Origin of the sequence: Chryseobacterium gleum (genome assembly GCF_900636535.1) — a bacterium.
GTDB lineage: Bacteria > Bacteroidota > Bacteroidia > Flavobacteriales > Weeksellaceae > Chryseobacterium > Chryseobacterium gleum.
Genome location: NZ_LR134289.1, coordinates 3,183,185 through 3,197,577, shown reverse-complemented (window position 1 = coordinate 3,197,577; position 14,393 = coordinate 3,183,185). Strand labels below are relative to the sequence as shown.

Genomic DNA, 14,393 nt, shown 5'->3' with positions numbered 1-14,393 from the left:
TCATTAAATGTCAAGATTTATAGAATGAAAGGATTATTTTTTTTAGGGCTTAGTATAGGCTCTGTAGCTTTTATCCAGGCTCAGGATAAAGATTCCCTGAAAATAAGGGAAATTGAAGCGGTCAATTTTACCAAAAGACTGCCGGTAGCAAAGGAAATCATCAACGTACAGAAAGATCTGGACGGGAAAAACCTGGGGCAGGATCTCCCTATTCTTTTGAAAAATCAAACTTCCATTATTTCTACTTCAGATGCAGGAAACGGAGTAGGATATACAGGATTCAGAATCCGTGGTGTTTCGGGAAGTGCAATCAATGTAATGATGAATGGTGTTCCATACAATGATTCGGAAAGCCAGGGAACCTTTTTTGTCAACGTTCCGGATTTAACCAGCTCTGCATCGCAGATTGTGATTCAGAGAGGAGTCGGAACTTCCAATAATGGAGTTTCTGCCTTTGGGGCAAGTATTAATGTTCTTTCTAAAGATCCGGAAGAGAAGTTTTACTTTAAAACAGATGACAGCTATGGTTCATTCAATACTTACAAATATTCAGCAGAAATAGGTTCCGGAAAATTCTGGAAAAACCGCCTTTCCGTAATGGGAAGATATACGCATATTCATTCTGACGGCTATATTGACAGGGCTTCCTCCAATTTACATTCCTATAACTTTACAGCTTTATTTGAAGAAGGAAATACGAAGCTGCGATTAATGGCTTTCGGAGGAAAAGAGAAAACTTATCAGGCATGGAACGGCATTGACCGTAAAACGTGGGAAACTGATCCGAAATTCAATATTTCGGGAGCAATATATGATGCCAGCTGGGAAAATATTGTAGGATTCTACGATAATGAAACCGATAATTACAGACAAAACCATTATCAGTTACTGTGGGAACAGAAATTCAGCGACCGTTGGAATCTTGAAACCACATTTCATTATACAAAAGGAAAAGGATATTACGAAAATTACAAACAGGGAGACCCTTTCTCAAGATACAATCTGCCGGATATTACTGAAGGAGGTGAAACGGTAAAATATTCAGATTTCATCAAAAAAAAATGGCTGAATAACGACTTTTACGGAATTGTTTCCACATTGTACGGGAAGTTTGACAATCTGGACCTGAATTTTGGTGCTGTAGCCAATCAATATTACGGAAGACATTATGGAAATGTTACCGGTGTTTTCTTTCCTCAGATTGATGAAAGTGAATACTACAGAAACCGTTCTGTTAAAAATGAGGTCTCAGGCTTTGCAAAGGCATTGTTCAGACTGGATAATTTTGAGTTTTTTGGGGATTTACAGCTTAGGAAAATCAACTACAATACCAAAATCCTGACAGCAGGTGATGATGAAGGAGCAGATTTAAGCAAAAACTGGCTGTTCTTTAATCCAAAAGCCGGAGTTAATTACAGAATTAACGGCGGTAAAATATTTCTTTCCTATGCTCATGCTCACCGTGAACCCAACAGAGATGACCTGATGGCGAACAATGACGTAAAAGCAGAAAAGCTTCACGATATTGAAGCCGGTTTTGAAAAACAGTTCGGAATAGTGTCGTTTACTGCGAATGTCTATTACATGTATTATGTCAATCAGTTGGTTTTGAATGGAGAATTGAATAATGTAGGAGCATTCATCAGAACAAATTCAGGAAAAAGTTACAGAAGAGGAATTGAAATCGGGGCTTTGGCAAAACTATCCAAACAATGGGAAGTTTCCGGTAATGTAACATTAAGCCAGAACAGAAACCAGGATTTTAATATTCAGAATGGTGATGTACCTAAAAGTCTCGGGAATACCCAGATTTCTTTCTCACCGAATGTGATAGCCAACTTAGGTTTGAAATTTAATCCTGCAAAGAATTTCCAGTTTGCTTTAATGAATCAGTATGTCGGAAAGCAATATCTTGACAATACGGAAGACGCAAATCTTCAGCTTAAAGATTATTTCCTGACAGATTTCAATGCGCAGTACCAGTTTAAAATTGCCAATAATGAAATTGCCTTAAAACTTCTGGTGAATAACCTGTTCAACAAAAAATATGTCAACAACGGATCTGTTTATGAAGGACAGCCTTATTATTTTTCACAGGCAGGCACTAATTTCATGTTTGGGATAAGCTGGAAAATACAATAATTGGTAAAATGGCAAAAGGTAAAATGGTAAAAGACCGGATATAAAGATATTTAAATTTACAAATCGGCCTTTTTGCCTTTTAGCAGATTTACCCTTTTTAAGCTTGAAAAAAGAAGTTTAATTAAAAGTATATCTATTTTAATACATAATAATTAAAGGACTGTTTCGGCAGTCTTTTTTTATAAAGGTTAAATATCCTGAAAAGTCATGAAAAAGTTATAAATTTGCTGCCAAATGAATATTTCAGCATACATTTTAGAATACTTAAAACAATTTGGAACTGCCACGGTTCCAGGCTTTGGGGTGTTTTCACTGAAAAATTCTAAGGCAATTATCAATTCCGAAAACGGGAGCATCTTACCTCCGGCCAGTCAGATAGAATTTACCATAGACTATGAAGTGCAGGCCGAAGATCTTACTGCTTTTATTGCAGAGCAGAAACAGATGTCCCTGGAAGCTTCAAGAAGTGATCTGAAAATCCAGACTGATTTCTGGAAGAAAAAACTTCAGGCTGAGCAGATTCTTGAAATTCAAAACCTTGGAACAGTCTTCATTGAAGAAGGACATACTCATTTCAAGGGAAAAAGAATAGAATCCGGCCGCCCGGACTTTTACGGATTGGAAGAGATCCGCTTATCAGATATTAATAACGGGGAAAAGGTAAATACTTCAGTTAACCGCGAGAAAGATTTTAAATTCAGAAAAACAATTCTCTGGATTTTCCTTCTGATTATTCCGGTTCTGGGAATTTTATACCTGGCATTTACCCAGCAGGAGCTTCTTTTTGGGAAAAAATCTTTCAATAATGTTTCCGTACAGACCTCTACTCACAGAATTGTAAAAGATACGGTGAAAGTGATGGCACATACCCCGGAAACGCCCGTTTCAGATTCTTTGAAAAAAGATTCATTAGTAAAATCTGTCGGAAAAGGCGTAAAACCTGCTCCGGCTGTTCCAAACAACACTAAGACTAGATGGCAAAAATAAAAAAAGCGTCAGAATCCCTGACTATTATGACCAATATCGTTCTTCCGAACGAAACCAATTCTTTAAGAAACCTTTTCGGTGGTGAGCTTTTGGCAAAAATGGACCGTTGTGCGTCTATTTCTGCAGCAAGACACTGCGAGCGAAGAGTAGTAACAGCTTCTGTAAACCATGTATCTTTCAATCATCCGATTCCGGAGGGTGGAGTTGTGGTTTTGGAATCCAAAGTTTCCAGAGCATTCTCTACTTCGATGGAAGTATATGTGGATGTATGGTTGGATGATCCGATCAATCAGAAGAAAGTCCACACGAATGCAGGTATTTATACTTTCGTTGCAGTGGATGAATTCAACCGTCCGATTCCTATTCCTGAAATGATTCCTGAAACGGATGAGGAAAAAGAAAGATTTGCGGCTGCATTCCGTAGAAAAGAACTTTCACTGATTCTTTCCGGAAGAATGAAACCTTTGGAATCTGTAGAACTTAAAAAGTTATTCCAGGAACCGCAGGAGTCTAAGAAAGATAAAAAGTAAACTTAAACACAAATAACACGAATGACTGGCACAAATTTTCACAAATGATTTGTACCCGATCAAATGGAAAAAAATAATATGGATATTTCTGAAAATGATATATCAAAAATTGTTTACGAAGCAGGATATATAGTTCATAAACCTTAGGGCCAGGACTTTTGGAAAGTGCTTATGAAGAATGCCTGTTTTATGAATTAAATAAACATGATATTCTTGTAGAAAGACAAAAGCCGATGCCATTAATTTATGATGAGGTCAAAATGGATGTGGGTTACAGGCTTGACTTTTTGATTGAGAAAAAATTTGTGCTGGAAATAAAATCTGTAGAATCACTACAGGATATTCATTTAGCTCAAATACTTACCTATCTCCGCCTCAGTAATTGTAAACTTGGAATGTTGATTAACTTTAATACACTTCAGTTTAAAAACGGTGTTAAAAGAGTAATTAATGGAACATTATAATTTGTGTTATTTGTGAAATAAATTAGTGTCATTCGTGTTTAAACTATGAAAATACTTCTTTTAGATAAAAACCATCCTCTCATCACTGAACAGCTTTTGGCTAAGAATTTTATCCTGGAAGAGGATTTCACGTCGTCCTATGATGAGGTTTGTAATAAAATTGAAAACTATGACGGAATTATCATCAGAAGCCGTATTCCATTAGATAAGAACTTTCTGGAAAAAGGTAAAAACCTGAAATTTATCGCAAGAGTAGGAGCCGGAATGGAGAATATTGATATACCTGTCGCTGAAAGGCTGGGAATTCAACTGATCAATTCCCCGGAAGGAAACAGGGATTCGGTAGCTGAGCACGTGGTAGGAATGTTGCTTGTTATCATGAACAGGCTTTTCATTGCCTCCCAGGAAGTGAAAAACGGGATCTGGAAACGTGAAGAAAACAGAGGTGATGAATTGTTGGGAAAAACAGTCGGGTTGATCGGATATGGAAATATGGGTAAAGCAACTGCCAAAAGACTTTCCGGATTCGGATGTAAAGTAATTTTCCACGATATCCTTCCGGGACTTTCAGATGAATTTGCAACACAGGTTTCACTGGAAGAACTGAAACAGTCTGCAGAAGTTGTAAGTTTACATATTCCTTTGACTTCGGAAACGCATTACCTTATTGATGAAAGCTTCATCACAGAAATGAAAAATGATTTTTACTTTGTCAATACAGCAAGAGGAAAAAATGTGAAAACTAAAAGCTTAGTAGAAGCATTGAAAGCCGGAAAAGTAAAAGGTGTATGTCTGGATGTACTGGAATATGAAAAGTCTTCTTTCGAACATCTGGAAGCAGAAAATGAGGATTTGAAATACCTTCTTGAGTCAGAAAAAGCCATTGTCACTCCACACATTGCCGGCTGGACCCATCAGAGTAAAGAAAAGCTGGCGCAGTTTATTGTAGATAAAATTGTAGCTTCGTATTGCTAGACAAGTAATATGAAGTAATAAAAGGTAAAAAGGCGAATTTGCAAAAGGGTGAATTCGTCTTTTTATTTTTTGTTACTAATCACTCATTTTTATTTCTCTATTCATTTATGTTAAATAATTCATAATATCCGGCTCATATTTATTATTTATTTTGAGTTTTATTAAATTGCCGCTCATTTTTGAATCTCATGACGACGCGTAATTTACTACTTATCTTAACTGTTTTTTTATCTCTGTTTTCTTGTAAAAAAAAGTCTGAAGCTAAAGAAGTTTCAGTAGAAAATACCACCAATCTTCCTAATTACGGAAGCGTAGATCTGGGAAATGTTTTCACAAAAGCTGACGGACAACTCCTGAACAGACAGTCAACGGTAAATTACATCGATCAGTATTATAAAAAAGTTTGGGAAGGAGGAGATCTCAGCGGTGGAATTCTTGTTGCCAAAGGGGATGAGATTTTATATGAAAATTACAGAGGTTTCGGAAGAGAAGGAAACCAGATGCCAATCGATAAAAATACACCTTTGCACGTTGCCTCAGTTTCGAAGACGTTAACTGCAATGGCCATGATGAAGCTGATAGAGGCCGGAAAAATAAAACTTACTGATCATCTTACCCAGTTTTTTCCGGGATTTCCCTACCCTAATGTTACTGTACAGACTTTATTGGATCAAAGAAGCGGTCTTCCGAAATACGAATATTTTATTACCAAAATACAGCCTGCTCCGGCAGAACTTTCCAAGCCGTTCATTACCAATCAGGATGTATTGAATATGATCATCAAATATAAACCTGATCTGGCAAGAGATACGGATACAGGATTTATGTATTGTAATACGAACTTTGCTTTATTAGCCCTGTTAATTGAAAAAGTGACCAAAACTCCTTTTCCTCAGGCGATGAAAGAAATGGTTTTCACACCATTGAAAATGAATAATACTTACATTTTCCAGGAAAAAGATATTCCTACCGCTTCACAGTCTTTCTATTACGGAGGAAATAAGCTTTATCCTTTAGATAGGCTAGATCTGATTTACGGAGATAAAAATGTCTACACTACGCCAAGAGATTTGTACAACTTCTCAAAAGCAATGTTTTCAAAAAACTTCCTGAAGCCGGAACTAATGCAAATGGTATTTACTCCTTATAGCAATGAGAAGGCAGGAATGAATAACTATGGATTAGGTTTCAGAATGAAAATATTTGACAATGGTGAAAAACTGACTTATCACAATGGATGGTGGCATGGTACAAACTCTGTATTTGCCCATCTTTTAAAATCTAAAGTGACCATCGTGGCGATTGGGAACAAATATTCAAACAAAGTGTATACAGCTCTTGCTTTATCTGGTTTGTTCGAAGATTTCCCTTTGCAGAAAGATAAGCTTCATACCGTGATGAATGATAATAAAGATTCTTTGAATTCCGGACAGGAAGTTTTTGGAGAATAATGTTTACTTTTGCCTAAACATTTTCATGAAAAGGTTTCTTTTATTATTTGTTATCTGTTTTCTTGTACACTCATGTGCAAGGGTAGGATCACCTGTTGGTGGGCCTAAAGATACGCTGGCTCCGAAATTTTTAAGCTCAAACATTGATACCACAAGAATTAATGTCAAAAGAGATATCCGTGAGCTCCGTCTGGATTTTGACGAATATGTGACATTGAAGGATATCAATAAAAACCTGATTATTTCACCTCCCATCAAAGGGATAACAAGAATCCTTCCTTCAAATATAGCCAACAAATTTGTGTTGATTCAATGGACGGATACTCTTCAGGCTAATACTACCTATAATTTCAATTTCGGGAATTCCATTGTTGATAATAATGAGTCGAATGTACTGAGATATTTCAACTTTGCCTTTTCTACCGGAGATAAACTGGATGATCTTTATATCAGTGGAGAAGTAAAAGATGCATTGGATACCAAAAAGAAAGCCGGTACAACTACTGAAAATAAACTGGTAGTCGGCTTGTATCAGGTGAAAGATACGATGGATTACAAGAAAAAGCCTTACTATATTACGAAGGTAGATGAAGACGGATATTATGAATTAAACTATCTGACTCCCGGGAAATATAAAATCATAGCCTTTGAAGATGAGAACGGCAATTCCATGTATGATCCGGGCAAAGAAAAGGTAGGTTTCCAGAAAGATCCTATCAATGTTGAGAAATCAATTTCGGGGTTAAACTTAAAAGTCTATCCTTCCAGAAAACCGGTGAAATATGTAGAAATGAAAGAGATTGCCGGAGGAGTTTTAATGACGTTTGAAGGAAATCCTGATGAAGTAAAAGTACAGTCGCTGAACGAGAAATTAAAGGATGTCAAAATCACACACAATCCAAAATCAGACTCTGTCAGAATCTGGTTTGATGCCGTAAAAGATAATGTAGGACAGGATGCTAATGAAAAACTGATCTTCACTCATAACAAAGGTCCGAAAAAAGACAGTGCCTACAGTGTTTCTTTATTCTACAGATACAATAAGAAGAATGCCATGGATGTCTTCAGTGATAATGACGGGACTTCAATTGCTCCAAAAGCAGATTTGAAAATTGCATCTAACTATATTATTGATAAAATTGATCCTTCAAAATGGACTTTAAGAGCGAAAGGAGACAGTTTGACAACAATACCGTTTACTGCTAAAATCTCGGAAACGAACCCTTACCAGATCTTGGTTCAATCTGATTTTGTAATGGGAAAAAGTTATGAGCTTACCGTGCCTAAAGAAACGGTATCTTCATTCTTTGCAAAAAATACCCAGTCAAAACGTTTCGATTTTGATGTTGCTAAAGTAGACCAGTTCGGAAGTGTTGAATTTTCCATTTCAAATGCTCCGGAAGCCAATTATTGGATTCAACTGATTGATTCTTCCGACAAGGTGGCATATCAGAAATACACAAAAGGAGATAAGGTAAAGTTTGATATCCTGAGACCTGGGGAATATATTGTAAGAATTCTTGTAGATAACAACGGAAACAAGTATTGGGATGAAGCAGATTTTGCCAATGACATTTTTGCTGAAGATGCTTATATCTTCTATAAAAAAGTGATCGTAAGAGGATTATGGGAAACAAGAGAAGATTGGGACCTGAAAGATACCAGAACACTTGATAGCCCGAAATCATCGACATCAACGTCTGCCACATCGACACCTGCTCCAACTTCAGCACCTGCCTCTGCTTCTGCACCAGAAACAACGGTTCCAGCTGAATCTACGACAACAAAACCCGTGTTGAAAAAAGAATTTAAATCTGGTAATGCTGTTTTAACTCCAGCAAAGTAAGCAATGAAGACTGCTAAGAAAATACTATTCTGGACATTGGTTGCATTTGCACTGATTCAGTTTTTCCCTATTGACAGGACCAATAAACCTGTTGATGCTGCTGTCAACTTTGTTGATGCAAGGAAATCTCCGGAAAAGATCAGGACACTGCTTAAAAATGCCTGTTATGACTGCCATTCCAATGAGACGGTTTATCCGAAATACGCTTTTATTGCTCCCGTTTCATGGTCTGTAAAAAGCCACGTGAATGAAGGGAGGGAGCATCTTAATTTTTCTGTCTGGGGAACATACAATAAGGATCTGAAGGAGAACATGCTTACTAAATCTGTTCAGACGATCCGGAACAGAACAATGCCGATGCCCGGCTATATTGTTTATCATAAAGAAGCCAATCTTTCAGAAGCAGAAAGAGCATTACTGACTCAGTATTTTGAAGAAATGCTGAAGAATAAAACCTATTAATTTCTACAATAAAAAACTCCCGCAGATTTTACAAACTAAGCATATTGTTTAAACAGTAGTATGCCTGATCTGTAAAATCTACGGGAGAATTTTTACAAAAATTATTTCTTTACATAGCCCTCGAAAAATCTCTTCTGGGAATCAAAAGCGATATCCTCAAGATCCAGATTCTGTAAAGGAATCCAGACAGCTTCCGAGATCTCGGAGAGTTCAAGGTTTACCTCAAACTTTTCCGGAACATTGTATTCATAAAAGAGATCAATCGTATTATAATCAATTTCTTTATATTGATATACATTAGGAAGGCTGGTAAGGTATTTCAGGTTGGAAATATCAATATCAAGCTGAAGTTCTTCAAAAAGTTCTCTTTTACAGGTTTCCTCTGCACTTTCTTTAGGGTCTACGAATCCTCCTGCAAGATCGAGTTTACCTTTTTTAGGATCTCTGTTTCTTCGGGTAAGATAAATTTCGTCTCCACATCTGATGACAACCGCTACAGCGCCTGCCACATTATTGTACAAAGTAAAACCACATTCCGGACAGCTCCATTTTTTTTCGCCATCCCAGTGTAAGGACTCCTTGCCGCAGCTTGGGCAATATTTCAATAGTTTCATTGAGTAATATTAATATTTCTCGGGTGATAACTCAAAATAACATCCCTCAATTCTTCAGTTTTCAGGTGCGTATAGATCTCCGTTGTTGTAATACTGGAATGTCCCAGCATTTCCTGAATATAACGTAAATCTGCGCCATTCTGTAATAAATGGGTTGCAAATGAATGTCTGAATGTATGTGGAGATATTTTTTTGTTAACCCCTGCTTTATCTGTAAGTTCTTTAATAATAAGAAATACGATTACTCTGGACATGGATGTTCCACGGCTGTTCAAAAACAGAGTATCTTCATATTTCTTATTGATTTTACCTTTGGAACGTACTTCTTTGATATAACTGTCAAGCAGATCAGCAGTATAGTCAGCTAAAGGAACAAAACGGGTTTTGTTTCCCTTTCCGTGTACCTTGATGTATTGCTCTTTGAAGTTGATATTCGAAATCTTCAGATCAATCAGTTCAGAAACGCGAAGCCCGCAGCCATAGAGTACTTCTATGATGCATTGGTTTCTTTTTCCGAGATCTGTATTGACCTCAATAGCAGCAATAATTTTGTTGATATCAGGAAGGCTTAAAGTATCGGGCAGATATAATCCCAGTTTAGGGCCTTCAAGCAGCGCCGCAGGATTGTCTTCACGGTATTCATCCTCAAGCAGAAATTTGAAAAAGGCTTTAATGGAGGATATCCATCTTGCCTGTGATCTCTCACTGAATTTCTGTTTGGAAAGATTGAAAATGTATTCCTGCAGATTTTCGTAGGCAATAGAGTCCGGACCGACGTTTTCCAGATCCTCTTCTGCGTAATCTTTTAATTTTTTAATGTCCCGAACATAGGCGTCGAGTGTGTTTTCTGAAAAATTCCTTTCGAAACGAAGAAATATTTCAAAATCTTTGATCTTTTCATCCCAAGTCATTTGTGCTTATTTTTTTAGTTCACAGTCCGATATTTGTTCTATTTCAATATTATGGTTTCTCAGGAACGATATTCCGTCGTCATCCGAATACTCATTAATATACACCAGTCTCGTAATTCCTGCCTGTAAGATCAGCTTGCTGCATTCCTTACATGGAGACAGCGTCAGATATAACGTAGCTCCTTTTGCAGATTGAGTAGAAGCGGCCAGCTTTAATATAGCGTTGGCTTCAGCATGCAATACGTACCAGTGTGTTTTCCCTTCTTCATCTTCACAGCAGTTTTCGAATCCCGAAGGAGTCCCGTTGTAACCATCTGAAATAATCATCCTATCTTTTACGATAAGAGCTCCCACCTGTTTTCTCTTACAGTAGGAGAGTTTTGCCCATTCCTGAGCCATTTTTAGATAAGCTTTATCAAACTTATTCATACCACAGCATTGTTTTTTTCGAAATAATTTGGATTAAAGTCTTTAAGAAAGATTAGAAGTTCGGCTTTCTCTTCTCTAGAAACGCAGTAACTCCTTCTTTCTTATCTGCCATTTCAAAAAGTTCGCCGAAATATTTAATTTCAGTTTCAAAACCTTTCTCTGTGTCAGATAGATTCACGGCATTTATTGCCTTTGATATTGCCATTGGTGAATTGTAGGCAATAGTGTTTGCTAATTCTTTAGTTTTGGTTAATAATTCTTCAATAGGGTATACTTCATTCACCAGTCCGATCTCTTTTGCTTTTTGGGCAAGGATCATTTTGGCAGAGAAGATCATTTCGTTGGCAATGCCTTTTCCTACAAGTTTAGGAAGCCTCTGAGTTCCGCCATAACCCGGAATTAAACCAAGTGTTACTTCAGGAAGCCCTAATCTGGCGTTTTCAGATGCATATCTGATGTGGCATGCCATGGCAAGCTCCAAACCTCCTCCTAATGCAAAACCGTTAACGGCAGCAATAACAGGCTTGGACATATTTTCAATTTTATTGAACAATGTATTTTGTCCGTTTCTTGCAAGTTCTTCCGCTCTTTCCTGTCCGAATTCGCTGAATTCCTTGATGTCAGCTCCCGCTACAAAAGATTTTTCTCCACTTCCGGTAAGGATAATTACCCTGCAGGAAGTATCAGCATTAAGCTCATCCAATGCGGAACTGATTTCCTGAATTGTTTTTGCATTTAAAGCATTTAAACTCTCAGGTCTGTTTATGGTAATAATAGATAATTTATCTTCTTTTTTTAATAATATATTCTCGTAACTCATTTTTCCACTTTAAAATATCATCCTTTGCAAATTATGAATTTTTTACAAAAAAAAGGAAAAAATATTATTTTTTTTTCCTTTTTTTTAATTTATTATTCAATATGATTATTTGGAATGATTCATCATATTTGCATCAATATTGACGTTTAACTGAGAAGCCACTTTCATGCCAAGCTCAATGTTGGCGCGGAAAAAGTGACATAACTGACGGTTGATAATTTCGTCTCTTTTAGGCCCGCTGATACCGTTCATACTGCCCACGATGTTTTTGATCAGATGATCTCTGTCTTCCGCATTCATTGCTTTTGAATACAAAAGTCCAGGTTGGGTATAGTGGTCACTGTCATTATCATTTCTGTTGTAGCTGGCAACATGGGCACTGTCTAACTCATATTCGTAGTTTTTATAAGAAGGGTCAGGTTTTATATCATCAAAGCTGTTCGGGTGATAATTTGGTTTATCCTGATAATGGCTTGAGTCTGCCATAAAGCCGTCTCTCTGATAATTGTTGACGGCAAAAGGACATCTGTTCACTTCAAGCTGATGAGAATTTACTCCTACTCTGTAACGGTGTGCATCAGGATAAGAGAATAATCTTCCCTGCAGCATTTTGTCCGGGGAAAAACTAATTCCGTTGATCAGGCTGCTTGGCGAAAAAGTAGATTGTTCCACATGGGCAAAATAATTGACAGGAATTTCATTAAGTTCCATTTCACCTACTTCAATCAGAGGAAAGTCATCATGGAACCATACTTTGGTTACGTCAAACGGATTCCATCTGAAATCTTTTGCCTGTTCTTCTGTCATTACCTGAATATACATCGTCCATTTTGGGAAATCTCCGTTTTCAATGGCATTGCAAAGATCTTCCTGTGCAAAATCAGGATTTTCACCAGCCATTTTTACAGCTTCTTCATCTGTGAAGTTTTTTACACCCTGCTTTGTTTTGAAATGGAACTTTACCCAGACTCTTTCATTTTTATCATTGATCATAGAAAAGGTATGGGATCCAAAACCATGCATATGTCTGTATCCATAAGGAGTTCCTCTGTCTGACATTAATATGAGAACCTGATGAAGAGATTCAGGGTTTAAACTCCAGAAATCCCACATCATGGTGGCGCTTTTTAAGTTTGTTTTCGGCACTCTTTTCTGAGTATGAATAAAATCAGGGAATTTTTTAGCGTCTTTAATAAAGAATACGGGAGTATTGTTCCCTACAAGGTCCCAGTTTCCGTCTTCAGTGTAAAATTTTAAAGCAAAACCTCTCGGATCTCTTGCGGTATCTGCACTTCCTTTTTCACCTCCTACCGTAGAAAATCTTGCGAACATTCTGCATGAGTTTCCTACCTTTGAAAACAGTTTTGCTTTCGTATACTGGCTGATATCGTGTGTTACCGTGAAAGTTCCGTAAGCTCCGCTTCCTTTGGCATGTACTATCCTTTCAGGAATTCTTTCCCTAACGAAGTGTGCAAGATTTTCCTGGAGAATAAAGTCCTGCAGCAATACCGGGCCTCTTGGTCCTACCGTCTGGGAATCCTGATGCTCATAATAAGGTGCTCCGTTACTTAACGTTAATTTTTTAGAATCCATATAATTGATGATTTGAATAATTGTTTTTCTTTTCTAAATCCAAGTGTAAAGGTAATGAATATCAAATTTACTTGAATTTTTAATTGCTAATAGCAAAAACGTTATATCTTTGTAATAGATAATATTAATCAAATGAACATTCAGCAACTGGAGTATCTTATCGCTGTTGATAAGTATAAACATTTTGGTAAAGCCGCTCAGGCGTGTTTTATTACCCAACCTACGTTAAGTGCCATGATACAGAAATTTGAGGATGAACTGGATGTAAAGGTTTTCGATAGGACAACTCACCCGATCCGTACAACGGATGTTGGCCTGCAGATTATTGATCAGGCAAAGGTAATTATTGAGTCTGTCAATGAGCTGAAGAACAAAGCAAACCTCTTGAATAATATTCTGGGTGGAACCATCAATCTCGGAATCATTCCTACCGTTTCTTCTTTCATTCTACCAACGGAAATTTTCAAGTTCCTTGAGGACAATCCGAAAATTCAGATGAATGTAAAAGAAATGACCACTGATAATATTATTAAAGCTCTGAAAGCAGGAGAGCTGGATGCGGGAATTATCTCTACTCCTTATGATACTGCTGACGAGTTTTATCAGGATTTCCTGTTCAACGAAGAGCTGATGATCTACAGTTCCAATACAGAAGCCAATAAGAAGAATTCTTACATCATTCCGGAAGATCTGAATGTAGAAAAAGTATGGCTGCTGGAAGAAGGAAACTGTCTGAGAAATCAGTTTGAAAACATCTGCCACCTGAAAGAAAATACATTAAAGCCTAAGAATTTAGACTTTTTAGCGTCCAATATTCAGACTTTGGTGCATATGGTGGATAAAGTAGGAGGAATCAGTATTCTGCCGGAGCTTGCACTGAGCCAGCTTTCTGAACAGCAGAAGAAAAATGTTTTCAGATTCAAAAAACCTTTCCCATATCGCGAGATCAGTATTATTTATTATAAGCCAACTTTTAAACAAAAAATCATTGATGAATTGTCATATTCTATCAAGAGTTCTTTAGAACTTAAACTGAATTATCACGAAAGTCCGAAAGAATTTGTAAGCATCAAGCCTCAGTAGCAGGAATGTGTTAAAGTGATAGAAATCATCAATTTAAATAAAATTGTAATTAATAAACAAAATTTTTGAGTATTAGGAAAATAGTA

General features: G+C 37.0%; 14 protein-coding genes. 9 read left to right on the top strand and 5 right to left on the bottom strand.

The annotated features are described in order from the left end of the window. The first annotated feature begins 24 nt into the window (after nucleotides 1-24). The 8 genes from EL165_RS14545 to EL165_RS14510 all read left to right on the top strand — a co-directional run bounded on the left by EL165_RS14545 (nucleotide 25) and on the right by EL165_RS14510 (nucleotide 8,857). Complete coding sequence (locus EL165_RS14545; protein WP_002983816.1) at nucleotides 25-2,142, top strand: TonB-dependent receptor; 2,118 nt, start codon at nucleotides 25-27, stop codon at nucleotides 2,140-2,142. Between the two features lie 234 nt (nucleotides 2,143-2,376). Beyond that, on the top strand, nucleotides 2,377-3,129 hold the full coding sequence (locus EL165_RS14540; RefSeq protein WP_002983815.1) for a hypothetical protein: 753 nt from the start codon (nucleotides 2,377-2,379) through the stop codon (nucleotides 3,127-3,129). Further along, entirely contained in the window at nucleotides 3,117-3,659 is a 543-nt protein-coding gene (locus EL165_RS14535; RefSeq protein WP_002983813.1) for an acyl-CoA thioesterase, read from the top strand. The genes EL165_RS14540 and EL165_RS14535 overlap by 13 nt, the downstream gene beginning before the upstream one ends. A gap of 158 nt (nucleotides 3,660-3,817) precedes the next feature. Beyond that, the gene (locus EL165_RS14530) at nucleotides 3,818-4,123 is read left to right on the top strand and encodes a GxxExxY protein (protein WP_002983811.1); all 306 of its coding nucleotides are present in this window, start codon (nucleotides 3,818-3,820) and stop codon (nucleotides 4,121-4,123) included. A 45-nt stretch (nucleotides 4,124-4,168) separates the two neighbouring features. After that, the gene (locus EL165_RS14525; protein ID WP_002983809.1) at nucleotides 4,169-5,098 is read left to right on the top strand and encodes a 2-hydroxyacid dehydrogenase; all 930 of its coding nucleotides are present in this window, start codon (nucleotides 4,169-4,171) and stop codon (nucleotides 5,096-5,098) included. Between the two features lie 188 nt (nucleotides 5,099-5,286). After that, on the top strand, nucleotides 5,287-6,549 hold the full coding sequence (locus tag EL165_RS14520; protein ID WP_002983807.1) for a serine hydrolase domain-containing protein: 1,263 nt from the start codon (nucleotides 5,287-5,289) through the stop codon (nucleotides 6,547-6,549). 25 nt (nucleotides 6,550-6,574) lie between these two features. Beyond that, on the top strand, nucleotides 6,575-8,395 hold the full coding sequence (locus EL165_RS14515) for an Ig-like domain-containing domain (RefSeq protein ID WP_002983806.1): 1,821 nt from the start codon (nucleotides 6,575-6,577) through the stop codon (nucleotides 8,393-8,395). A 3-nt stretch (nucleotides 8,396-8,398) separates the two neighbouring features. Then, nucleotides 8,399-8,857 (top strand): heme-binding domain-containing protein, encoded by a 459-nt coding sequence (locus EL165_RS14510; RefSeq protein ID WP_002983804.1) that lies wholly within the window; start codon nucleotides 8,399-8,401, stop codon nucleotides 8,855-8,857. Between the two features lie 101 nt (nucleotides 8,858-8,958). Here the strand turns inward: EL165_RS14510 and EL165_RS14505 are convergent, their stop codons facing one another. From EL165_RS14505 to EL165_RS14485, 5 genes are all read right to left on the bottom strand, one after another. Then, on the bottom strand, nucleotides 8,959-9,471 hold the full coding sequence (locus tag EL165_RS14505; RefSeq protein ID WP_002983802.1) for an NUDIX hydrolase: 513 nt from the start codon (nucleotides 9,469-9,471) through the stop codon (nucleotides 8,959-8,961). Continuing rightward, nucleotides 9,468-10,382, bottom strand: a complete 915-nt coding sequence (xerD, locus tag EL165_RS14500; RefSeq protein ID WP_002983801.1) for a site-specific tyrosine recombinase XerD — start codon at nucleotides 10,380-10,382, stop codon at nucleotides 9,468-9,470. The genes EL165_RS14505 and xerD overlap by 4 nt, the downstream gene beginning before the upstream one ends. Nucleotides 10,383-10,388: 6 nt before the next feature. Next, on the bottom strand, nucleotides 10,389-10,811 hold the full coding sequence (locus EL165_RS14495) for a deoxycytidylate deaminase (protein ID WP_002983800.1): 423 nt from the start codon (nucleotides 10,809-10,811) through the stop codon (nucleotides 10,389-10,391). Nucleotides 10,812-10,863: 52 nt separating this feature from the next. Next, nucleotides 10,864-11,631, bottom strand: coding sequence for an enoyl-CoA hydratase-related protein (locus tag EL165_RS14490; RefSeq protein WP_002983799.1), 768 nt, complete (start codon nucleotides 11,629-11,631; stop codon nucleotides 10,864-10,866). Between the two features lie 105 nt (nucleotides 11,632-11,736). After that, complete coding sequence (locus EL165_RS14485; RefSeq protein WP_002983798.1) at nucleotides 11,737-13,224, bottom strand: catalase; 1,488 nt, start codon at nucleotides 13,222-13,224, stop codon at nucleotides 11,737-11,739. A 132-nt stretch (nucleotides 13,225-13,356) separates the two neighbouring features. Here EL165_RS14485 and EL165_RS14480 point away from each other — a divergent pair, with 132 nt between their 5' ends. Next, the gene (locus tag EL165_RS14480; protein ID WP_002983797.1) at nucleotides 13,357-14,307 is read left to right on the top strand and encodes a LysR substrate-binding domain-containing protein; all 951 of its coding nucleotides are present in this window, start codon (nucleotides 13,357-13,359) and stop codon (nucleotides 14,305-14,307) included. Nucleotides 14,308-14,393 lie beyond the last annotated feature (86 nt).

What these genes read in the sequence shown, in the direction of transcription:
- xerD (WP_002983801.1), bottom strand. Translation starts at nt 10,382, where the DNA reads ATGACTTGGGATGAAAAGATCAAAGATTTTGAAATATTTCTTCGTTTC.
- EL165_RS14540 (WP_002983815.1), top strand. Translation starts at nt 2,377, where the DNA reads ATGAATATTTCAGCATACATTTTAGAATACTTAAAACAATTTGGAACT.
- EL165_RS14535 (WP_002983813.1), top strand. Translation starts at nt 3,117, where the DNA reads ATGGCAAAAATAAAAAAAGCGTCAGAATCCCTGACTATTATGACCAAT.
- EL165_RS14510 (WP_002983804.1), top strand. Translation starts at nt 8,399, where the DNA reads ATGAAGACTGCTAAGAAAATACTATTCTGGACATTGGTTGCATTTGCA.
- EL165_RS14525 (WP_002983809.1), top strand. Translation starts at nt 4,169, where the DNA reads ATGAAAATACTTCTTTTAGATAAAAACCATCCTCTCATCACTGAACAG.
- EL165_RS14520 (WP_002983807.1), top strand. Translation starts at nt 5,287, where the DNA reads ATGACGACGCGTAATTTACTACTTATCTTAACTGTTTTTTTATCTCTG.
- EL165_RS14485 (WP_002983798.1), bottom strand. Translation starts at nt 13,224, where the DNA reads ATGGATTCTAAAAAATTAACGTTAAGTAACGGAGCACCTTATTATGAG.
- EL165_RS14480 (WP_002983797.1), top strand. Translation starts at nt 13,357, where the DNA reads ATGAACATTCAGCAACTGGAGTATCTTATCGCTGTTGATAAGTATAAA.
- EL165_RS14495 (WP_002983800.1), bottom strand. Translation starts at nt 10,811, where the DNA reads ATGAATAAGTTTGATAAAGCTTATCTAAAAATGGCTCAGGAATGGGCA.
- EL165_RS14490 (WP_002983799.1), bottom strand. Translation starts at nt 11,631, where the DNA reads ATGAGTTACGAGAATATATTATTAAAAAAAGAAGATAAATTATCTATT.
- EL165_RS14515 (WP_002983806.1), top strand. Translation starts at nt 6,575, where the DNA reads ATGAAAAGGTTTCTTTTATTATTTGTTATCTGTTTTCTTGTACACTCA.
- EL165_RS14505 (WP_002983802.1), bottom strand. Translation starts at nt 9,471, where the DNA reads ATGAAACTATTGAAATATTGCCCAAGCTGCGGCAAGGAGTCCTTACAC.
- EL165_RS14545 (WP_002983816.1), top strand. Translation starts at nt 25, where the DNA reads ATGAAAGGATTATTTTTTTTAGGGCTTAGTATAGGCTCTGTAGCTTTT.